The 23,072-nt window shown below is 63.4% G+C and carries 13 protein-coding genes; 3 read left to right on the forward strand and 10 right to left on the reverse strand.

Features of this window, described 5'->3' with window-relative positions; all coding sequences use genetic code 11:
• Positions 1–43 precede the first annotated feature (43 nt).
• From ACQS5P_RS21090 to ACQS5P_RS21135, 10 genes are all read right to left on the reverse strand, one after another.
• Positions 44–1,786 carry a hypothetical protein gene (locus ACQS5P_RS21090; protein WP_428938592.1) on the reverse strand — a complete coding sequence of 581 codons (1,743 nt, stop codon included), beginning with the start codon at positions 1,784–1,786 and terminating at the stop codon, positions 44–46.
• Positions 1,787–1,813: 27 nt separating this feature from the next.
• Complete coding sequence (locus tag ACQS5P_RS21095; protein ID WP_428938593.1) at positions 1,814–3,637, reverse strand: hypothetical protein; 1,824 nt, start codon at positions 3,635–3,637, stop codon at positions 1,814–1,816.
• A gap of 175 nt (positions 3,638–3,812) precedes the next feature.
• Positions 3,813–5,564, reverse strand: coding sequence for a hypothetical protein (locus tag ACQS5P_RS21100; RefSeq protein ID WP_428938594.1), 1,752 nt, complete (start codon positions 5,562–5,564; stop codon positions 3,813–3,815).
• A gap of 22 nt (positions 5,565–5,586) precedes the next feature.
• Positions 5,587–8,589 carry a hypothetical protein gene (locus ACQS5P_RS21105; protein ID WP_428938595.1) on the reverse strand — a complete coding sequence of 1,001 codons (3,003 nt, stop codon included), beginning with the start codon at positions 8,587–8,589 and terminating at the stop codon, positions 5,587–5,589.
• Positions 8,590–8,668: 79 nt separating this feature from the next.
• Complete coding sequence (locus ACQS5P_RS21110) at positions 8,669–10,360, reverse strand: hypothetical protein (RefSeq protein ID WP_428938596.1); 1,692 nt, start codon at positions 10,358–10,360, stop codon at positions 8,669–8,671.
• Between the two features lie 51 nt (positions 10,361–10,411).
• Positions 10,412–13,360: an FG-GAP repeat domain-containing protein gene (locus ACQS5P_RS21115; RefSeq protein WP_428938597.1), complete on the reverse strand. Its 2,949-nt coding sequence runs from the start codon at positions 13,358–13,360 to the stop codon at positions 10,412–10,414.
• Positions 13,357–14,601, reverse strand: coding sequence for an AGE family epimerase/isomerase (locus tag ACQS5P_RS21120; RefSeq protein ID WP_428938598.1), 1,245 nt, complete (start codon positions 14,599–14,601; stop codon positions 13,357–13,359). Before ACQS5P_RS21120 ends, ACQS5P_RS21115 begins: the two co-directional genes overlap by 4 nt.
• Positions 14,598–15,542 (reverse strand): 2-hydroxyacid dehydrogenase, encoded by a 945-nt coding sequence (locus ACQS5P_RS21125; protein WP_428938599.1) that lies wholly within the window; start codon positions 15,540–15,542, stop codon positions 14,598–14,600. The genes ACQS5P_RS21120 and ACQS5P_RS21125 overlap by 4 nt, the downstream gene beginning before the upstream one ends.
• 118 nt (positions 15,543–15,660) lie before the next feature.
• Positions 15,661–16,407 carry a glucosamine-6-phosphate deaminase gene (locus tag ACQS5P_RS21130; RefSeq protein WP_428938600.1) on the reverse strand — a complete coding sequence of 249 codons (747 nt, stop codon included), beginning with the start codon at positions 16,405–16,407 and terminating at the stop codon, positions 15,661–15,663.
• 122 nt (positions 16,408–16,529) lie between these two features.
• Positions 16,530–17,372: an HpcH/HpaI aldolase family protein gene (locus tag ACQS5P_RS21135; protein WP_428938601.1), complete on the reverse strand. Its 843-nt coding sequence runs from the start codon at positions 17,370–17,372 to the stop codon at positions 16,530–16,532.
• Between the two features lie 81 nt (positions 17,373–17,453).
• Between ACQS5P_RS21135 and ACQS5P_RS21140 the strand changes: the two genes are divergently transcribed.
• The 3 genes from ACQS5P_RS21140 to ACQS5P_RS21150 are packed head-to-tail and all read left to right on the forward strand — an operon-like array spanning position 17,454 to position 23,065.
• On the forward strand, positions 17,454–18,227 hold the full coding sequence (locus tag ACQS5P_RS21140) for a phytanoyl-CoA dioxygenase family protein (protein ID WP_428938602.1): 774 nt from the start codon (positions 17,454–17,456) through the stop codon (positions 18,225–18,227).
• Between the two features lie 44 nt (positions 18,228–18,271).
• The gene (locus ACQS5P_RS21145) at positions 18,272–20,125 is read left to right on the forward strand and encodes a sodium:solute symporter family protein (protein WP_428938603.1); all 1,854 of its coding nucleotides are present in this window, start codon (positions 18,272–18,274) and stop codon (positions 20,123–20,125) included.
• A gap of 30 nt (positions 20,126–20,155) precedes the next feature.
• Positions 20,156–23,065 carry a hypothetical protein gene (locus ACQS5P_RS21150; protein ID WP_428938604.1) on the forward strand — a complete coding sequence of 970 codons (2,910 nt, stop codon included), beginning with the start codon at positions 20,156–20,158 and terminating at the stop codon, positions 23,063–23,065.
• The last annotated feature ends 7 nt before the right edge of the window (positions 23,066–23,072 follow it).

Raw genomic sequence — 23,072 nt, forward strand, 5'->3', positions numbered from 1 at the left:
TGCTCCCTGTAATCAGAACAGATGAACCGCCGCACCGTTCGGCTCAGTATTTCCGTCCACGCTCCGGATAGTCGATCTCGACGATCTTCTCCTGGAAGCGATTTGGCGGCTGATCCTTCGCTCGACGCGCCGTGTACGTGAGATCATCGAGATACACCTCGACGTACTTCCCCCCGTTGCGAACGTTGAAAAGCCCGAACCGGTCGAACCGCGCGCCCGAACGGCGCTGCTCCGGCTTGAGGTTGATCACCATCACCTCATCCTCCAGCTTCGCGGTGATCCGTCCGTTACCGTCGTTGCCGATCGGATCGTAATCGAAGCTGAATCGCCGCGGGCGACGATCCGGCACGAACTGCGGGCCGTCCTTCTGCGCCGTCCCGCGCGCCGTCGAGAGCCGCGGCTCAAACGAGTATCCGATGCTCGTGTGGTCCGAGATGCGAATCCCCATCGCGATCGTCTTGGCCCGGCTCGACGTGTCGCTCAGCTCCTTAAGCTGCTCCTGGCGGTTGAAGTAGCCGAACATCATCGACGCGTCCGTGCCGCCGTTGACGAAATTGATCATCCCCGAAAACGAAATGGTATCATCAAGCGTGAGCACGCCAACATCGTCAGCATAGAACCCGTGGTACGGATCGATCGGCTCATTGCGCCAGAACAGTCCGCCGATCTCGCCGGGCCTTTCGCCGGCCCAGTTCGTCTGGCTGTAGCCATAGTTTTGTCCGGGGTGGAAGTCGCGCTCGATGAACGTCACCCGATTGCCGACGCCCTGCCAGTTGGGATCGCGACTCAACTCGATCTTCTCTCCGTTGACGGTCAGATCCGACACGTAGAACTCGATCGATTTGCCCTCGGGGATTTGGAAGTTGAACAGCCCGAAGCGATCCATCGCCGCCGGTTCGTTGCGAATCCCCGGATCCAGGAAGTAGCGCACGGGCGTCGCGTCGTCGAGCTGGAAGGTGATTCTGCCCTGCACCTGATCGAGCTTTGCCTTTCGCTCCCAGTAGTTGGTTCCGCGGCGGGGATCGTATTCGAGCAGTCCCTGATCGCGCGCCCTCTCCAGCAGCTCGCGAACCTGCTCACGGGCAAGGTCCGGATCGTTGCGGCGCAGGGCGGCGACGATGTCCTGCTCGGCGTAGCGCGAGTCCGCCTCGAACAGCTCCCGCATCGCCGCGTGTGGCCAGCGGGTGTCCGGGCGGGCGTCGGCATCGTAGTCGATGCTCCACGTGTGCACCGATCCATCGGCGGGAATGAACGCGTCCAGGACCATGTAGCCGGCCTTCCACGTGGCGGTCATGTAGTCGATCCAGATCTGCGCTCCGCTGATCTGCTTGCCGTGCAGGGCTTCGCCGCGCTTCGCATCAGACAACCGCAGCCCGATAGCGGACCATGGCCGCCACTCCTGCCGGGTGGAATTGAAAAAGCCGATGTAGCCCGTCCCGGAAGTCGACAGGATCGCCACCCGCCCCGACGCGGAAAACGACTGCCGGTACGACAACGCCCGACCCAGCGGCATCGCATACCACGCCGGCGTGCGCGACACCCACATCGTCCCGCCAATTTCACCGGCGGTGCTGCTCGCATGCGTCGTCGGACTCCAGCCGAAGTCCTGGCGCTTGGTCGGCGGATTCCTCGCCACCACCCGGTTGTTGTATCCCTCCCATCCCGGATCTTCCGAAAAGTCCTGATGAACCTGCACAAGCTGCCGATCTGGTTGCGCGCGAACCTGAGGCGACATCAACACCAGCAGCGCAGCCCACAGCCATATCCGCTGACATGTTGGCGTCATGGCGTTCACCGCAGCCGCCGCCGATTCTCAGAATCGGCGCCCGCCTTCGGGGTACTCGACAATCGTGACCTTCTGCTCATGCTTGACCGGCTTGTAATCCGGCGCGCGCCGCGCCGTGTATGTCAGATCATCCAGATACACCGTCACCCACTTGCCACCCACCCGCGGCGAAGTAATCCCGAAGTGATCGAATGTCACACCAGCTTTGCGAATCTCCGGTGTGAGGTCGAAGCCGAAGCTCTGATCATCCAGCGTGCAGGTGACGCGCCCCACGCCGTTGTTGGCCTGGGGGTCGTACTTGAAGCTGAAGTGCCGCGGGCGACCGTCCGGATGGATCACCGGGCCGTTCTGCCCCGCCGCCAGGTCCGCAGTGGCCACCAGCGTGCCCGCGAAGTAGAACCCGACGCGCGTCGGTCCGCCGATGGTGAACCCCATGGTTCCGCCCAGCCGCGCGGCGCGCTGGTCGAAGCCCAGATGGATGTTGCGTCTTCCCCCTACGCGCTGCGCCAGGTCCGGCGGATAGTCGCGATTGCCGCCTGTGAACTTTGTCAGTCGCTGCTGCTCGTTGAAGTATCCGATGAACACATCTCCGTCGGTGGCGCCATTCACGAAGCAGAGCTGGCCTTCAAAGCTGATCGGATCGTCCAGCGTCAGCTTGCCGACCTCGTCGGCGTAGTAGGCGTGCAGCGGGTCGATCGGCTCGTTCCGCCAGATGGTCCCACCGATTTCGCCGATCTGTTTGCCGGCCCAGTTGGTCTCGCTGTAGCCAAAGTGATGCCGCCCGTGAAAATCGCGATCGACAAACGTGACGCGATTGCCCACGCCCTCCCAGCCCGGATCTTTGCTCAGGTCGATCTTCTTGCCGTTGACGGTCAAGTCTCCGATGTAGAACTCGCAGGTCGTGCCGGTGGATTCGTTGTCGTAGAACTCCCAGTGTCGCCCATAGAGCTGGAAGTTGAAGATGCCAAAGCGATCGATGAGCATCGGCTCATCCTGATACTCCTTGGGCAGGAACGCGACGTATTTGCGACCCTCATCCAACTGAAAAGTCACGGCGCCCAGATAGTCCCGCGGGTTGGAGTTTTTCCACCATGCCAGGTGATCGCCCAGGCGCGTGCTTCCCGCCAGGCCGCGCTCTTCGGCCAGCTCCAGCCGCTTGTGGAATTCCTCGGCCGTCAGATTCGGCTCGACCTGCCTGGCTTTCTCGTAGAGATCCGATTCTCTCTGCCGCGAGCCGCTGAGCAGCTCGGCCATGTTCGCCGCAGGCCAGTTATTCGGATCGATCCTGGCCGTCGGATCATACTCGAGTTTCCACGTGTGGACCGAGCCATCGGCCGGGATGATGATCGGCAGGCGCATGCCGTTGGCCAGCCAGCTTGCGGTCATGAAATCGACATGCACCTCTGCGCCGCGAGGATAGTCGCCAAGCCGCCAGGCCACCGACGACCATGGCCGCCATTCCTGTCGCGTGTGGTTGAAGAACCCGATGTACGCCCCGCCGATCTTCTCTCCCGACATCAGCGCCACCCTGCCCGACGCCCAGAACCGGTCCTTGAACGTCAGGTTCCTGCCGAACGGCAACGCGTAATACGCGATCGTGCGCGAGCGCCAGACCACTCCACCGATCTCCCCGGGACCCGCGCCCGTGTGGTTGGTGTTGCTCCAGCCGAAATCCTGCCTGATCGTCGGCGGATTGCTCGCCTCGACGCGGTTATTCATCCCCTTCCAGCCCGGATCCTGCGAGAAGTCCTGGTGGACCTGAACCAGATCCTGCGCCGCGACCGGTGCGCACAGCGTCAGACCCGTCGCCATGGCGCCCAACATCCAACGCAGCAATTCACTCGTTTTCATCGCTGAACGATACCTTTCTGTGAAACTCAAGATCACTGCCGATCATGCGCGTCGCGCCCTGGCGCCGGACACCTGCCTGTTCGCAGCGCCTGTGACACGGGCGGGCACTCGCCCGCCAGCAGCCTCCGGCCCGCCCCGGCGTACGACTCCATTGACCGGACGCGCCAATGACGCGTCAGTGCCTTCTCCCGTTCGGCGGATACGGGTACGTCACGACCTGCTGCCGCTGTCGCTTCGATTCGGCATCCTTTGGCGGCCGGGCGGTGTACGTCAGGTCGTCGAAGTACACGTCCACGTATTTCCCGCCGCGGCGGATGTTCAGGATGCCGAACCGGTCCATCTTCGCAGCGGCCTGCCGCTGCTCGGGTGTCAAATCCAGCGTGATCCGCTCGCCGTCCAGCGTGGCCGTGATCCGTCCCACGCCGTTGTTGGCCTTGGGGTCGTAGTCGAACGTGAACTTCTGGCGTTGGCGCAGCGGGCGCATCACCGGGCCCTTCCGCGTGCTCTCCAGCTTGAACGTCGGGGAACACACCGCCGTGAAGTAATAGCCCACTACGGTGTTGTCGCTGAACTCGATGCCGATCGACTGGTTCAGCGGGTGGCCCTGGTCTTCGGGCGTGTTGGTCATGTCGGCCTGCTTCTCGTTTGCGTTGAACCAGCCGATGAAGACGCGCGCATCCGGCGCGCCTTCGACGAAGCAGAGCGTGCCGGACATCGACAGCGGGTCGTCCAGCGTCAGCGTGCCGACCTGATCGTCGGCGTAGTAACCGTGCATCGGGTCCGGCGGCTCGGTGCTGTAGAATCGCCCGCCGATCTCGCCGATCTGTTCCCCCGCCCAGTTCGTCTCGCTGTATCCGAAGTTCATCCGCTCGTGGAAATCCGGCTCGACGAACGTGGCGCGGTTGTTGTGTCCGTCCCAGCCCGGATCGCGCGTAAGGTCGATCGGCTCGCCGTTGATGACCAGATCCCCCAGGTAAAACTCCATCGACCCGTGGTAAAGCTGGTAGTTGAAAATCCCGAACCGATCCATCGTCACCGGCTCGTCGTAGAAACCCGGCTGAAGGAATCGGCTGTATCCAGGTCCGTCATCGACCTGGAACGACACCTTCCCCCTGTACTTGTCCGCGTCCGCCTCGAGAAGATAGGTATCGATTCCCTTACGGAGCCAGTGCACCACCAGACCCTGGTCACGCGCTTTGTTCAACAGGGCCGTTAATCGCTCGGTGGTCAAAGTCGAATCAAACTGCCTGGCCTTTTCGAGAATCTCGGACACCGGCGAATACTGCGTCGGCAGGTATTTGGGCATGTTGGGGTCGGGCCAGTTGAAGTCCGGGCGGGCATCGGGGTCGTAGGTGAGTTTCCACGTGTGACGCGAGCCGTCAGCGGGAATGAAGATGTCGGTGTCAAGCCCGCCGCCACTGCCCAGACCCGTCTTGTAGTCGATGTGAACTCGCATTCCTTCGCGCCCGCGTGCCGCAATGCGCGTCAGGCGGATTGCCATCGAGTTCCATGGCCGCCAGCCCTGACGCTGCGAGTTGAAGAACCCGAAGTACGCCCCGCTGTGATCGCCCGGAGGAATCGCGATCGTTCCGGATGCCGAGAAACGATCCTTGAATGACAGCGGACGACCAAATGGCAGCCCGTACCACGCGGGCGTAGTGGACATGTAGAGCTTTCCGCCGATCTCGCCCGGTGAGTTGCTCGCGTGGCTCGTCGCGCTCCAGCCGAAGTCTTGCACGATGGTCGGGTTGCCTTCGCCGACGACGCGGTTCTGCCAGCCTTCCCAACCGGGATCCTGCGAAAAGTCCTGCTTCACCTGAATCAGTGGATCAATGGACTGGGCCGGCGCATCGCTGACGATCAGCATGCTCAACACGATTGCTGGCAGCGTGCACACCAGGCGGGATCTCAGAGTCGAAATCTGCACAGTCGATCCTCCGCAATGATTGTCATGGCACCCGTTGCGCCGCCGTGCGAACTTCCGTGCCGCTGGCGAGTGACTCATCCTGAAATGAGAAACCGAACACCGCCGCGTCACGAAGCGCAAACTCCAAATGAAACGGCTGTGCGCCGACGCTGGCCAGCGGCTGCGACCATCGCACCGGAAGCGCAAGCCCGTCGCCGGTCACCGGCTGGCTCTGTTCCAGCCCCGCAATCGGCTTGCCTTGCGCATCCAGCACGCGCACGGTGATCTGTCCCCTGGATGCATCGGCGTTGAGCCACAGCCCCCTGGGCACGCCGCCTCGATACGTCAGCAGAGATGTGCGAAGGATCCCTTCGCGCCCTTGCCTGGCCGCGCGGGCCACATAGCGATCCCTCGGCAGCGTCGCCAGGCCGATTTGCCGGTAGCCGGTCTTGTGCCCCTTGTCCCGGCCCGAATAGACCATGTAGACGGTGTCGTCCTTCATCGTCACCGTCTTGACCCACGCCATCACACGGTCGAAGTCGGCGCTCGGATTGGCCTGGAGGATCGGCTCGCGGTGGCGAGTCCAAGTCCGCCCGTCGCGGCTGCTCGCCAGCACCGTATAGCCGATTCCTTCTTCGCCCAGATCATCACGAAGAATCAGTACAAACGCGATCAGCAGATCGCCGCGGGCGATGACCTCGCCGCCGTAGAACTCGATCGCGCCTTGTCCATCGCGAAAGTCCGGCTCGAAGATCCGCCACGGCCGCGACCAGTGCATAAAGTCGTCGCTGACACTCATCCCCGTCAGCCGCAGCCCCATGCCCCGCTGCATCGTGCGCGAGTTGACGCCAAACTCCCTGTCGCTGGTGGTGTACATCTTGACGAACATGCCGTACTGTCCTCGAACCGGGTCCCAGTACGGATCGACGATGTCGCCGACGCTGACGCGCCACAGCTCATGCCCGAAAGGGTAATACGGCAGCACCGGATTGCCTTCGTAGGCCGTCCACTGCTTGCCGTCGGGAGAAAAGAAAACGCCCGTGCCGATCAGCGGCCGCTCGGGAAACGCCGCCATCTTGTACTTCCGCTGCGGGTCGCGCGCCGCGCGCTCGCCTTCGTCAACCAGGATCTTCCCCTGGTCGCCCGCAAGCTGAAGAGTCACCTCTCCCTGTCCGGTCCAGCTCGTCGGGTCCTTGCTCTCGATGTATCGCAGGGCGTTTTTCACCCTTTCACCAGCCGTCCAATACCAGAGCCGAAAAGTGTCGCGCTGGGGGTCATAGATTATCGTGCCCGGTGAGACGCGACCGTCGGGATGATTCGCCAGACCAACGATCGGCCGATCCATCCGCGCCGGAGATTGCGACTTTCGCTCCAGGTCGCTGCTGGAGTCGATGAGGTGATCGTCAATGAACAGGTGCGGCCCGTCGCCCACGCGCACCGCCGCCATCTTGCCCGGCTGCAACTCGAAGCCGAAGAGCTTGGAATTGGTGATCTCGAACTCCAGGCGAATCGTCTGATCATTCAGCCGCGCCAGATCGATCAGCCCCGGCTTCATCTGGCCATCGATGTTCGTCTTCCACGCCAGCGGCAGCGCGACGCCGTCCGCGGTGATCGGCTGGCAGTCGTCGAAACTGAATCCCGGCACAACCCGCCCGTTGAGATCGCGAACCTGCACCCGGATCCGCCCCCGGGAGGCGTCGGCGTTCAGCATCAACTGCGATCCGGCCCCGGCCCGCACGTGCAGCGGCACTGTCACGAGAAGTCCGGGTTGATCGCCACTCGCCTCGCGGGCGACGAAGCGATCCATCTTGATCTTCACCAGACCCAGTTGTCGTTCCTTCGTCGGCTCGATCTTGTGTCCGCGCGCGTAGCCGCCGTAGTACAGATACAGTTCCTCGCCCACCGGCACGGCCGAGCCGATCCAGGACATGGCGTGATCCCAGGTCCCCTTTTCGTGGTTGCGGTCGAAGAAGATGTCGTCGTGGCGCTCCCAATGCTCGCCGTCGCGGCTGGTCGCCAGCGTCGTGTAACCGATGCCCGGCGTCATGCCCCTCTCATCCATGACACCCGGATCAGGCGAATAATCGTCGTGGAGCATGCGGACGAAGCTGATGAGCAGCGGCCCGCGCGCGATGGTTCCACCGGCGCTGTAGAACTCCAGCGCCCCTTCGTCGCGCGGCTCCGGCACGATCACCCGCCACGGCTCTTTCCAGTGCACAAAGTCATCGCTGTAGCTTGCGCCGACGATCCGGGGATGGAACTTGGCCGTTCGCGGCCCGGCCGGCCAGCCGTCGGACTCCAGCCCCGAAAGCTTCAGCATCGCGCCGTAGCGATGACGAATGGGATCCCAGTAGGCATCGACAATATCCCCCACACCCGCGTGCGCCTTGGGATGATCCGAGGGATACCACGGAATGACAGGATTGGCCTGATACTGCGTCCAGTGGATCCCGTCCGGCGAGAACGCCACCGCGACGCCCGGCGGCTCGGTCGTGCCCGACCACCACATCAGCTTGTATCGCCGCGAAGGATCCCTCGCCTGCCTGCCGTCATCGACCACCGACACGCCGTAGCTGCCGTGCTCCTGCGAGCGACCGATGATGAACAGCCGATTGTCCGGCCCCAGGATGTTCAGCTCCGGCAACGTCCAGCGGATGCCGTCTTCCGATTCGGCGTAGGCGATGGCGCAGTTCTTGCCCGCGTCATAGTTGTACCACATGCGGAACCGCCCCGTTTCCGCATCACGCAGCACCGTCAGGTAGGGCTGGGTCGTGTGCTGCTTCCAGCCCAGAATCGGCCCGTCGAGAAATCGTTGCGGCTGCTGCGTCACCTTTCTGACTCCGCGCGCCTCGGCCACAAGGTATTCGTCGATGAACAGTTGCGGCCCGGACCTCAAGTCCACCGGCTCAACGGATGGCCGAACACGTACACTGCTGTTGGGAATCTTCGGCTGAGCGCCGCCGGGCGTCTGGGCAGCACTGATTTGCAGCTCAACCGCCAGCATCAGCATCGCCAAAGCGGCGACCGTCATTGCTCGCGTCGTCATAGGCTCATTCCTGCCTCATGTCCCTGGCGATGCATCAGACCCTGCGGGCTCATTGCCGCCGCCGGTCGAGTCTGAAGCATCAATACTTCCGCCCGCCGGGCGGATACTGCACCCGCGTGATCTGCTGTTTGTGGAATGTTGGCTGATAGCCCGCGGGTCGGCGCGCCGTGTACGTCAGATCGTCGAAGAACAGGGTCGAGAACTTCCCGCCGCGGCGGAAACTCATCAATCCGAAGCGGTCGAACGTCGCCCCGGCCTTGCGCTGCTCGGGCTTCAGGTCCACACTGAACGGCTCATGCCCGTCGAGCCTGACGGTAATTCGCCCCACCCCGTTATTGGCCGACGGGTCATACACGAACTCGAACCTGCGCGACACGCGCGTCGGATGAAACACCGGGCCTTCTGTCCTGACCGACAGCTCCCGCGTGGCGGCGGTGCAGTACGGCGAGAAGAACCACCCGATCCGCGCCGGGCCATCCACTACGATCCCCAGCGTATTCGGCTGCGGCCAGGCGACGCCGCCGCTGTTGGGCACGTTCGGCGGCAGCTCCTTCTTCTCGTCTTCGGCGCTGAAGTATCCAAAGAACATTCCCGCATCCGTCGAGCCTTCGATGAAGCTGACTCTGCCCGAAAACCGAATCGGATCGTCCAGCGTCAGTTTTCCCACTTCGGCGGCGTAGTAGCCGTGCAGCGGGTCGATCGGCTCCACGTTGTAGAACTGCCCGCCGATCTCTCCCTTCTGCCCGCCCGCATGGTTGGTGTCGGGGCTGTAGCCGAAGTCCTGCCGTTGGAAGTCCTGTTCGGCGAACGTGACCCTGTTGCCCCTGCCTTCCCAGCCAGGGTCTTTGCTCAAATCGATCTTCTGGCCATTCACCACCAGATCCGAAACGTAAAACGTCACCGACCTGTGGTACATCTGCATGTTGAAGATGCCGAAGCGGTCCAGTTGCACGGGATGGTCGCGCACGTCTCGCCTCATGTAGCTCTTGTAGACCGGGCCGTCGTCTATCTGCACCGAGATCTCGCCGAGGAGGTCCGCGTCAGGCTCCTTCAGCAGCCAGTACTCGGTGCGATGCCTCGCCAGCCAGGTCACCAGCCCCTGCTGAAGCGCCGCCTGGAGACGCTGCTCCAGCGCCTCGCGCGTGATTTCCGGCTCGTCCTTCTTCGCCTTTTCCAGAATCTGCGAAAGCTGCTGTCGGCCGGTGCTCAGGTAGCTGCGCAGTCGCGTGTCAGTCCACTGCGGTCGTGTCGCATCAGGGTCATACGAGAATCGCCATGTGTGTTCGGATCCATCGGCGGGGAAGCGCTGCTTGATCTCCGCCACTCCGCTGGCCGCCCACTTGCCGGACATCGCGTCGATGAACAACGAGACCTCATCTCCCGCGCACACGACGCGCAGCGCCATCGACGACCACGGCCGCCAGCCCTGACGCTCGTGGTTGAACCATCCCAAATAGGCGGTGCCCGATCCGGGCTGCACTGCGATCTTCCCCGACGCCGAAAACCTGTCCTTGAACGTGAGCGGCCGGTCCATTGGCATCCCGTACCACGCCGGCGTCGTGGACTGATAGATCGTCCCGCCGATCCTGCCCGCGCTCCAGCCAAAGTCCTGCCTGACCATCGGCGGATCGATCGCCACGCAGCGATTGTTGCTGTTGTCCCACCCCGGGTCGGAGCTGAAATCCTCCGTGACCTGAACCAGCTCATCCGCCCAACAGGCCACGCAGCAGGCGAACAAAACACAGCAGCAGATCAGGCCAAAATGGCGCATCGTGCGACCTCCGCAACAGGTTCTACGGCTTACGGCGCGACCGCTGGCCCACTACCGGAAGCTGAGGCTCACCGAATCGAGCACCGGCGAGTTGGCGCCGTTTTCCGATTCCAGCACGGCTCGATACTGAATCCACGAGTGCCCCTCGGGCGTATTCAGCGACGCGCCGCTGCGCTCGTAGTACGAACCCTGGCCCTTCGGCCCGACCCACGACGCGGCCGCAAGCTCGCTCTGGCTGGCTGCGGTACGAACCTGGAACTTCACTTTCGTCCCGGGCGGCGTCTGCGCCTTCCACTCAATCCGCTGGCCACGCTTGCCGCCGTATTCGTGGGCTGGGGAGATGTAGTCGAACTGGAGACTGCGATCATAGATGTTGCCCAGGTCGGTGCCCGCGTCGTAGTGCGCGCCTTCCACGGGGATCAACAGCTTGCGGTCAACTTTGAACCCGTCCGGCCCGCCCCAGTACAGATACGAATCGGTGCAGTGATCGCTGAGCACGCCCGGCTTGTTGGGATCGCCTTCGGAGCGGTGGCAGATCAGCAGCAGATCGGTGTAGCCGTCGCGGTTGAAGTCGGAAACGAGGCTGCCCGTGCCGCCCATCGTCGGCAGCTCGAACCTGCGCGAATCGCTGATGCCCTCCGGCCCGCCCAGGAAGATGCGCGACATCGTCGCGCGGCTGCCGCCGGTCTTGTAGCTGGGTGCGACGATGTCGAGCCATCCGTCCCCGTTGACATCGCCGACGGTCACGCCCTGCGATTCGATCGGAGTGAACGGCGTGCGGCGCTGATCCGAGAACTCACCTTTCTCGTTGCCCCAGTACACGTAAGACGGCTTGTCGCCGCGGAACACGAGGATCAGATCCAGGTACCCGTCCTTATTGAGATCGGCGACTTCGGAGTTGCTGAAGCCCTTGCTGTTGGGCACCTGGCTGCAACGCTGCCGGGAGTAGCCGTCGCGCTTGCCGTCGCCCCAGTAAATCAGCGTCGGCCCGGGTCCTCCGGTGACAATGATGTCGAGGTTGCCGTCGTAGTTGAGGTCGGCGGCCTGCGGCAGCCCGTTGCCGCTACCCGGCAGCTCGGTGCGAGCTGTGGTCACGAAGCCATCGGGACTGCCCCAGTAGATGAACACACCGTGGGGCAGCAACTGCCCCGGCGTCGGCCCGGGCTCCCCGGGACGACTGACGTTGGTGTTGAAGAACAGCAGGTCCAGGTAGCCATCGCGATCCAGGTCGGCAAGACTCACACCCCGCCCGCCCATCGTCACCACGGCGCTGCGATGTTCCGGTGCGTACATGGGGTCGGTGTCTTGTCCCCAGTAGATGAACGACTCGGTGATTCGCCGGCCCACCTCGGCCATGTTCGCAAGCACCAGATCGACTTTGCCGTCGTCGTCCAGGTCGCCAGCGGCCCAGTCGTATGGCTCAACGCCCGGCAGCTCCAGACGGCGTTGCACGGAATACTGCCCCTTTTTGTCGCCCCAGTACACGAATGATGGAGTGACTCCGCCGCGGCGCCGGCCCATCGTGTTGTTGAACAGCACGTCCAGGTTTCCGTCGCCGTTGAAGTCGGCCACCGTGTTGCCAACGGCGCCGCGGGTGAACAGCGAAGTTCGCCGGCCATCCGACAGCCCCTGTTCGGAGTTCCAGTAAATGTATGAGGGTACATCGAACGATTCGTGTTCCTGGAAGTTGGACACGACGATGTCAATACGACCGTCGCGGTTCAGGTCCGCCAGCGACACACCCCATGCACCAACCGTCTCGAACTCCTGTCGCCGATCAGGGGAAAAACCGCCTGAGCTGCCCCAGTACAAGTACGAGCGCGTCAGCCGGTTCTCGGCGGTCTGGTGATTGGTGAAGAACACGTCCACCGCGCCGTCGCCGTTGAGATCTCCGGCGGCGACATCGCGGGCGTCGCTGGTGGGCAACTCGATGCGATTGCTCGCGCTGAAGCTGCCGCCGTCGTTGAGATAGATGAACGACGCGCCACCCTGACCGTTGGCAAACAGGATGTCCTGCGCGCCATCGCCGTTGATGTCGGCGACCTCGACGGCGTTGACCTGATTGGTCGGAAGCTCAACCCGGCGGTCGGCACTGAAGCCGCCTTCGCCACCGAAGTAAACAAACGAGTTGGTCTCCCACTTGCCGTTGTTCTCGCGGTTGGCGATCACCAGATCCAGCCACCCATCGCGGTTCAAGTCGGCGATTTCGACGTCGGAGGCGCCGGACGCTTCGATGTCCAGGAATCTGTCCGGCGAATATCCCGATGCCGAGCCCCAGTAGATTCGGCTGGGCGAGGCCAGCGCTCCGCCGCCGCGGTATTCCCAGAATCCCGCCGACTGGGCAAAGACAATGTCGGGATAACCATCGCGGTTCAGATCGCCAACCGCCGCGGACTGTGCGGCTTCGGTCGGCAAGGCGATCTTGGTGGCAAACGGTGCATTGGGCCAGGGCTGGCCAGGCAGTTTTGCGGCTGACGATGACGAACCGTTGTTGTGCGCAGCAGTGCCCGCGGCGGCACCGTAATAAACCGCCGAGGGCATCTTGCTCCAGGTGCCGTTGGCGTAGTTGGCGACCACCAGATCCATGCTCCCGTCGCCATTCACGTCCGCCGCCACGCAATGTTGCGAGCCTTCGTTGGGCACCGGCGTGACTCGCTTTTCGGAAAAGTCCTGCCCATTGCCCCAGTAGATCACCGCGTCGAGTTTTTCGGCCTGCGGGTGGCTGTTGGCAAACACCAGGTCGATGTTGCCGTCGCCGTTCAGATCCCATCGGTTGATGAGCTGGATCCTGCCCGCCGCCGAAACATACGTATTGACCCCGCCGTCGCCGAAACGACCCTGGCTGAAGTCCTCGAAACTGTCCTGTGTCCATACATCGCCAATCGGTTTGCCTGTCGGGCGCGGCTGGTTGTTGGCTGACTCGCAACCGCCGACCAGCAGCCAACCGCAAGCGACGACTGCAACTCTGCTGGCAAAGCTGAAGAATCTGCCGTTTCTCATGGGTTCAACCTGTTCTCAAAGATGCCAATCAACTCGATCAGGGCCCGCGGCAGGTGGAAGGGATCCTTCACGGGCAAAAACGCATTGCCCATCCGATTGCCCAGCCGATCGACCCACTGCGACCACTCGCCGGTTGGAACCGGATAATGCCTGTACGCGAAATCCTGGACCTTGCGATGCCATTCAAGACACCAGGGCTGACGCGTGTGTACGTAGGCGTAGGCGGTAGCGACCAGCGCCTCGACCTGTACCCACCACGGCTTGTACTGCGGATATTTCCAGAATGGCGGCTCGATGCCGTCCACATCGCGAGCCAGCATCAGCCCGCCGTACTCCTCGTCCCAGGCCAGCTCCAGATGGCGCTTGATGATCCGGCAGCAGGTCTGTATCGAATCCAGGTCGCCGGTCCGCTCGAAGATCGAAATCAGGAACCACATCGATTCCAGTGCGTGGCCGGGCACGCACGTGCGGCCCTCGGGGCTGTCCACGTACCGCCCGTCCGTCGTCACAAACTCCACAACCGCGTCTTTTTCCGGGCGATAGAAATGCTTCAGGATCTGGTAGGCGTGATCCAACGCGTTGTTGATGATGTCCTGTCGATTCAGCAGGCGCCCCAGCTCGAAGAAAAACAGCCCGAAGATCATCGACACGCCATGGGTCTTCATGCCCGGCGGCAGGCTGTACGGCGCCAGACCATAGCTGCCGGGTTTGGCGAGCCTGGCCAACACGTTCTCGTAGGTCTGAAGCGCGATGCGCAGCGCCTCTTCATTTTTCGTCGCCGCGTAGTATTCGGTCATCCCCGCAAGCACGAACCCGTCCACGTAGATGCTGATGTCCCGATCCAGAACGTTGCCGTTCTTGTCCAGGCGGAACATCCATCGCCCCTGCTCATCGCGGCCGTGCGTGCGCAGGTACTGGAAGATGTGATCGGCGAACGCCAGCCACTCGGCACGTCGCTCGATCCGGTTGCATAAGGCCGAGAACGTCCACAGTGCCCGGCCCTGCGACCAAAGCCATTTGTCGGTTCCAGTGACATTGCCGGCATCATCCAGCAGATTGCCGATCCCGCCGTATTGCCGGTCGATCCCGTGCCGCAGCCAGAACGGCACCACGTCCTCCAGAAGCGTCTTGCGATACAGCCTGCGGCAATGAGCAATGAATCGCGGAGTGTCCATCGTCATCAGGTCGGCCGGCAGATCCGGACTTGCCGAGGTGGTGCTCGATGCTATGGTCGTGCTCATCTTGCTGTTCCCAAGTTGCTCAACAGAAAGTTTCGCAGCTTTTCAACGGTGTGCGCGAAGGCCATCCGCTGCGACTCGTAGGTCACCCCGCCGATGTGCGGAGTGATCACAAGATTCTCGTGCTCGCGGGCGTAACGCAGCAGCGGATGATTCGCCAGATCCGGCTCCCACTCGCCGTCGATCACATCCAGCCCCGCCCCAGCCAGATGCCCGGTCTGAAGCGCCTCCAGCAGCGCCGGTTCGTCGATGATGCCGCCGCGGCTGGTGTTGATCAGCACGCAGCCGGGCTTCATTCGCTGGATGGCGTTTCGGTTGATCAGCTTCCGGTTGCGGTCCGTAAGGTGAATGTGGATCGACAACACATCCGATTCTCGCAGCAGCGTATCGAAGCTGACCATCTGCACGCCGGGCGCGGGCGAAACCTCCGTGTCGTTGCATGCCAGAACACGCATGCGGAACGCCTTGCCGTATTCGGCGACGATGCGTCCCAGCCGCCCATAGCCCAGCACGCCCAGCGTCTTGCCCGAGAGTTGATGCCCGCGAAAGCGGTCGCGACCCCAGATCCCCTGCCTGGCGGCGGCGACGGCCGCGGGCAGCCGGCGAACCGTCGCCAGCAGCAGCGCCCAGGCCAGCTCCGCCGTCGCCGTAAGCTGATTCAAAAACGCCGTGTCATCCTTCAGCGACAACACCGCGATGTTCCGCTGTCGCGCCGCGGCCAGATCGATGTGATCGGTCCCCGTCGAGGCTGTGGCGATGACCCGCAGCCGCGGGGCGCGTGCGAGCACCTGCGCGTCAGCGCGCACTTGCAGCGACGCGAAGTAGGCATCGAACTCGCCGATGCGCTCCAGCAGCACCTGCTGATCCGCAGCAAGCGTCACGACTTCCGCGCCAACCTCCGCCAGTGGCGCAAAGACATCCGGGCAGGCTGCGGTGTCGGCCATGTTCAGAATTCGTACACCCAACGGCGAGTCCTCCGTTGACTGAGTAGGCCCGTCTCCGCCTGACCCCCAGCCGCGATTTCACGGTCGCCTGGCTTTCAACCGCTGGTCCGGGCCAGGTTCAACACGCGGTCGTCGCCGCCACGCGCGTCAGCAGCGATGCCGATGCCGGCTCCAGGTACACCGTCGTCCCCTCGTGGGTCTGAAGGATCGACGAAGGAACCATCGGCGTGACCGGGCCTTCCAGCGCCGCCTGTACCGCCTTGGCCTTGCGCTGGTCCGGCACCGAACAGATGATCCGCCTGGCCTTGAGGATCTGCTGAACCGACATCGAAATCGCCCGAGTCGGAACCTCCTCCAGACGGCTGAACCAGCCTTCGCCGACCTGCTGGCGGCGACAGGCCTCGTCCAGATTCACCACGATGTAGGGCTCGCGGGTCTGGAAATCGGCTGGCGGATCGTTGAATGCCAGATGTCCGTTCTCGCCGATCCCCACGAACGCCACGTCGATAATCCGCGGCCCGATGATCCGGTTCAGCCGCTGACACTCGGCCTGGAGATCGCCCTCGGCGTTGACCTCATGCACCTCCGCCACCCTGGCCGGCAGGCGGTTGATAAACCGCTCCCGCAGGAACCTGCGGAACGATGCCGGGTGCGTCACCGGCAGACCCACATATTCGTCCAGGTGAAACACACTGACCCTGGTCCAATCGACTGGCTCGGCGACCAGCGCCTCGATCATCTCCACCTGCGATCCGCCGGTGGGGATGACGATGTTGGCCGCTCCACGCTCGCGTATGGCGTTGCGGATCGCCTCCGCGCCGTCTCGCGCCGCGCGGGCGCCCAGCTCCTGTTTGTTCCGACACATCACCACATTCATTGCGACTGGATCTCCTTCCAAATCCCTTGAACCACAACCTTCTCTGGCTTAGGCGTCCACCAGCCGGTTCAGTATCCCGCCGGTGCTGCACCGCATCATGATGCAGGCGGTCAGTACGGCGAGCCGATGCTCGGCGCAGCCTCGGTGGCAACCGGCCTGCTCTGCTGCGGCGAGCCGGCAGCTTTCTCCGCCTGCTGCTTCACAACCGCGCGCGCGTCCTCGGACGCTCGCTTCGATCCTGTGGCCAGGAACATCACGTCGCTGCCGCTGACGATCATCTGAAACCCCATCGACACGCACAGCCGCAGCATCTCCTCGCCCACCCCCACCATTACGCCGACTTTTCCGTGCTTGCGACAGGCGCTGATGACCGCCTGCATATCCTTGCCCAGCGTTTCCTTCGATCGCGGCGCGGTCATCGAATACCCGCGGCGAAGCATGATGTCGTCCGGACCCAGGAACAGCGCATCGATCCCGGGCACCGCCGCGATCGCCTCCGCATTCTCGATCGCCTGCGGGGATTCGATCTGAACGATCAGCAGCAGATCCTCGTTGGCTGTGTCGGAGTACTTTCGGCCCAGCAGGTCGATGGGACGTCGGCCGCCATACGACCGCTTGCCCAGTGGCGGGAACTTGGCGGCATCGACCACGGCGCGCGCCTGCTCGGGGGTATCCACGCAGGGCACGATTACCCCCGCCGGGGCCATATCCAGCGCCAGTCCGATGGGGCCTGCTTCGTGTCCGGGCACCCTTACCATCGCCGCCCGCTTGACCAGATCGCAGGCGCGCACCAGCCCCAGAACGTCGTGATAGCCCAGCTCTCCGTGCTGGGCGTCGATCCAGATCCAATCCCAGTCCGGACCGATGCGTTCGATGATCCCGGGGGCCGGGTACATAACCGACAGCCCCAGTTGCGGCGTGCCCGTGGCCAATGCGGCTCGAAAAGGACTCATGGCGCGAAGTCTAACACCGTCGAGAAAATTGACAAAGAAAATATTGCGAAAACATCACGTTTATCGATAATCGAAGTCACTATGAATCTCAAGCAGGTTGCCCAGCAACTCGATCAGGACGGGTACGTCGCACCCATCGATATCCTCAGCCCGGCGGAGGTCCAGCACTACCGCCAGGCTTACGACCAGCTCGAAGCCGAACGCAGGGCGCGCGGGATCACCGCCCGGCCGACCCAGCAGCATCTGGCCTACAAGCCCTTCTGGGATCTGGCCACGCACCCACGCGTTCTGGAGGTGATTCGCGCCGCGATCGGCGAGGATGTCGTGCTCATCGCCACCGGCTTCTTCGCCAAGCCCCCGGGAGACGGTGAGCATTACGTCGCCTGGCATCAGGACACGACCTATTGGGGGCTTGAGCCGCCGTTCGCCGTGACGCTCTGGATCGCCATCGATAAATCCGACGTGGAAAACGGCTGCATGCGCGTGATCCCCGGATCGCATCGCGGCGGACTGCTGCCGCATGGCAAGGCCGACAAGAGCGGCAACATCCTCGGCCTCAATCAGGAAATCGATCCAAAGCTCATCGACGAAAGCCGCGCCGTCGATCTGGAGCTGGAAGCTGGCCAGGCGTCGCTGCATGACGGCCTGACCGTTCATGGCTCCAACCCCAACCGCTCGAATCGCCGCCGCTGCGGAATGACCCTGCGATTCACACGCCCGGACGTCAAGCCCGTGCCCGGCGTGTTCGTCGATAAACCGATCCTGATCAGCGGCCAGGACCGCTATGGGAATTTCAACTACGTGCCGCGACCCGACTTCGCGCGCGGCGGCGTCGCCGGCGCAACGGTCTGTTAGCGATTGGACTTTCGGCAAACCGTTCGACCAAACCCGATACCATCATGGGACTGCAACTTCTGGACTACATCGTGCTCGTCGGCTACTTCGTCGTGGTTGCCGCCATCGGCTTCATCGCCACCCGGCTCATTCGCAACCGCGAAGATTTCCTGATGGGGGGCAGGCGCTTCGGCAAGGCGATGATGATCATGTTCGCCTTCGGCGCCGGCACGCATGCCGACAGCGCCGTGGGGGTGGCCTCCCAGTCCTACAAGTTCGGGCTCTCCGGCATCTGGTATCAGTGGGTCATGGTCTTCACCCTGCCGATCTACTGGCTGCTGGCGCCGATCTTCCGCCGCGCCCGATGCCTTACCACCGCCGACTTCTTCGAGCGCCGTTTCGGCCGGCCGATGATGTACGTCTATTCGGTCTTCGCTCTGTTCGTCATGCTCAGCTTCAACGGCGTGATGTTTTACGGAGCCGCCAAGGTTGTCGAAGCCCTGACCGACGGCAAAATCGACTATCGCCTGGCCATCGTGCTGATGGCGATCGTCTCCTTCGCCTACGGAATCGCCGGTGGCCTCATCGCCGCCGTCTGGAACGACTTTCTTCAGGGCATGCTCACCATCGTCATGTCGCTGCTGATCATTCCGTTCTTCTGGCAGAAGGTCGGCGGGCTGCACGGCTTCCAGCAGAGGATCCTCGAATCCAATCACCCCAACGCCGCCCACGTGTTCGATCTGGTGCTCTCCAGCGACATGACCGTCTACTGGATCGTGATGATGTCGATCAGCTCGCTGATCAGCATGGTCGCGCAGCCGCAGATCCTGGCCAGCACCGCCGCCGCCAAAAGCGAGATGGACAGCCGCATCGGCTTTGTTGGAGGCATGATCCTCAAACGACTCATGACCATCCCCTGGGCGCTGACCGGCGTGATGGCCATCGCACTGTACGGGTACTCCGCGACCGCCGATCCCGACCACACCTTCGGCAAGATGTCCGCCGACCTGCTGCCCGTCGGATGCGTGGGGCTGATGCTGGCGTGCGTGATGGCGTCGGTGATGGACAACTGCGCTGTCAACATGCTCAGCTTCGCGGGAATCTGGACCAACAGCATTCATCAGCGCCTGATCGCACCTCACGCCACCGAAAGCCAGCTCGTGCTGGTCAACCGGATCACCTCCGTCGTCTTCGCGATCATCTCGATCATCCTGGCGTTCCTCTTCACGGACATGCCGGCGGCCATGCGGTTCCTCTGGCAAACGGTGCCGCTCATGGGCATTGCCTGGTTCTTCGCCATCCTCTGGAGACGCGCCAACCGCTGGGGCGCCATCGCCAGCTTCTTTGCCGCTCTGGGCGCAACGGCTCTGGCCAAGTTCGTTCTGCCCGATTTTGAGGTCCTGGGCATCAAAGTCACCTGGGCCAAGGACGCGGGCCTGCCATTCACCATCACGCTCTACGTGCTGGCAGGAATTGGCGCCGGCATCATCGTCAGCCTGCTGACTCGGCCGGAAGATCCGGTCCGCACCGAGCAGTTCTTCCTTCTGCTCAAGACGCCGATCGGACAGGAGCACGTGCTGCGTGAGGCCGGCTTCCGCGAGGTGCCCGGACGCGACACCTTCGAGCTGCCCATCGAGGATGCCCCGCCACGTCGCGGCTTCGAAGTCATCACCGAACCCTCGCTGGCCCAGAGCGTCTGCGGCAACGGTCACGCCGCCACCACGGCTACCGCCACCGCGACACTCGCCGCCCCGGTGACCGCGGCCGCAGCGCGCCTGGACAATCTTCCCCAGGCCGCCGCCAAGATCGACAACACCGCGGCGCGGCGGCAGTCCATTGCCGGATTCATCGTCCTCACCGGCGTGGTCGTGGTCATGCTGGTGAGTGTGAGGCTGCTGGCCCAGTGGCTGGCGCCGTGAAGAGTCGCCGGGCAAACGGGGATACGCCTCGTGAAGCAGTCCTTGGCAATACTCGCCTGTGGTGCGTTCCTGCTCGGTGCAGGCACCGCGCTGCCGCAGACCACCACCCCGCGCGCCCCGGCCAGAACGGGCATCGTCGCGGTTGACGATCACGCGCTCAGGGACGACCAGGGCCATTTCCTGGGTCTGGGGGTCACCTACATGTCGGCGCTGCATCGCGCCAAATACGACCGCGCCCGCCTGCGCGCCGATCTGGAATTCCTCTCCCAACGCGGCTTCAACTACATTCGTGCCCTCTCGATGGTCGGCTGGTATGAAGCCTGGGCCGGCAAGGAAATCGCCCCCGTCACCTTCACCAACCGTGCCGGACAGACCGTGCACGCCTGGCCGGATTACTGGCAGCAGCTTCGCGACCTGATCGACATCGCCTACGACGATTACGGCCTGCGCATCGAGCTGACGATCTTCGCCGACGCCCAGCTCATGCCCACCAAGGCCGCGCGCCTCCAGCACATGCAGACGATCCTGGACAATCTTCAGGGACGACAGCACAAGCTCATCCTGCTGGAGGTGGCCAACGAAGCGTGGCAGAACGGCTTCCCCGGCTCGCAGGGCATCGCCGATTTGCGCGAATTCGGACAGTACCTTAACGCGCGCACGAGCATCCCCGTGGCGCTGAGCGCCCCCGAAGACTACAGCAATGACGGCATCGCCCAGCTCTACCAGAACAGCGGCGTCGACATCGCCACCGTCCACTTCAGCCGTGATATCGGCACGATCGAGGGCGGCTGGTACCCGGTGCGCGATCCGTGGCGGGTTGGATTCATCCCCGACATCCCGCCAGTCAGCAGCAACGAGCCAATCGGGCCCGGAGCATCCGTCGCGCAGGAAACCGATCCCATCAAGCTCGTCAGCGCCGCCGCCTTCGCGTACATGGCCAAACTTCCGATGTACGTCTACCACACCGACGCGGGCGTGTTCGGCAACACGCGGTTCGAGGACAAACCGGGCGTGGGAAGCTTCTGGCACCTGCACAGGCTTCTCGCCGGCGACATCGCCAACTGGACGCGCAACGACGGCCTGGAAGCCGCCGCGCCCTTCACCGTCTTCGCCAATGGTCAGCCGAACAAATACTGGTGGCAGGGGATCGCCAATCCCACCAGCGGCGTGAGCGGCAACCTCTCGACCATCCGCGACGACAGGTTCTACACGCTACCGATGGGCATCCTGCCCGGCGGAGCCGAGCTTCAGGCCAGGCGCGACATGACCTTCCAGCTCTTCAACCCCCTCACCGGGCAGGTTGTGCTGGAAACCACAAAACGCGCCGGCGAACGATTCACGATCGCGCAGGGACCGCAGGCGTACATCGTCAAAGGCACGTTCGCCGCGCCCGCCCAGCAGGCCATACGCATCGATCTGGGAGATCCCAATGACCCCAACGGGCTGGTACACCCGCAAGGCGGCGACGGCGACACCACGCCCCTGACCATCGCCGGGCGAACCGCGCGGCGAAACGCCAACCCCGCCGAAGACTTCTACTTCTACTTCGCCGCCGCCGACTGGTTCTCATACCAGGCCAGCAAGCCAAACCTGCTTGTGACCGTGACCTATCTGGATACCGGCGGCAGCGGAGCGATCCAGCTCCAGTACGACTCGAACACCGGCGACACGCTGCCCGCGCTCTACAAGAACGGCGGCAGCGTCGCCCTGGGAGCCAGCGGCCAGTGGAAGCAACACACCTTCCAACTTGCCGACGCGTACTTTGGCAACCGCCAGAACCATGGCGCCGACTTCCGCGTGCTGGGGCCGATCGGCAGCACGTTCTATCTCGACCACGTCGAAGTCGCGGTCGCATCCTCGGTCGGATCGATCTGGAATATCGACGCCATCGGCGCCTGGAGCGATGCGGGCAACTGGGCCGGCGGAGTGCCCGACGGTCCGGGAGCGACGGCCAACTTCGGCGGCGCCATCACATCCCCGCGTACGATCAGTCTCGATTCTCCCCGCGCACTCGGCGTCGTCCGATTCGACGACAGCGATGCCTACACCATCTCCGGCAGCAGCACGCTGACCATCGACGCCACCAGCGGCAACGGGGCGATCAACGTGCTGTCCGGCAGCCACAGCATCGCCGCCCCGATCCAACTGGCTGACAACACCACCGTGGCGGTCGCTTCCGGCCAGACGCTATCGGTGCAGCACGTGCGCGGGGCAGGGCTGACCGTCAGCTCCGGCACGATGCGGGTGATCAACAACCCCGCCGCCAACAGCCCCGCCGGCACCAGCCGCGTGGCCAGCCTGGCGGTGGGCAGCGGAGCGCGACTGGACCTGAACAACAACAGCCTGATCGTCAACAGCGGCAGCCTCGCGACCGTCACCGCGTCGATCAAGTCAGCCCTGGAAAACGGCGGGAACTTCGACTGGCTTGGGCCGGGCATCGGCAGCACACAGGCCAATGTCCAGAACACCGCCGCCGGCAGCTTCCTGTACGGGCTGGGCGTTGTGCTCAATGACCTGGCTCAGGTCGGTGGCAGCGGGCCGATCTACACGACCTTCGCCGGGCAGACACTCACCGGTAATGAGATCCTGGTGAAGTTCACCTACTTCGGGGATGCCGACCTGAGTGGCTCGATCGACGCCACCGACTACTCGCTGATCGACAACGGGTATGTCAACACGTTGAGCGGCTGGATCAATGGAGACTTCGACTACTCCGGCAGCATCGACGCAACGGACTATGCCCTGATCGACAATGCGTACGTGAATCAGGCCGGTCCGCTCGCTGAAGCGCTCATTGCCGAGCATGCCCGGATGTTTGGCGGAGAGTACCTGGCGGCGTTGCGGGCGGTGCAGTCGGGAACATTGCCAGAGCCGGCAATGTCGGGGGCATGCGCCGCGGGTCTGCTGGCGGCCAAGTGCCGGCTGCGGGCCAGAAACTGAAAGCGGC

Source organism: Fontivita pretiosa, from assembly GCF_050410795.1.
Lineage (GTDB): Bacteria > Planctomycetota > Phycisphaerae > Tepidisphaerales > Tepidisphaeraceae > Fontivita > Fontivita pretiosa.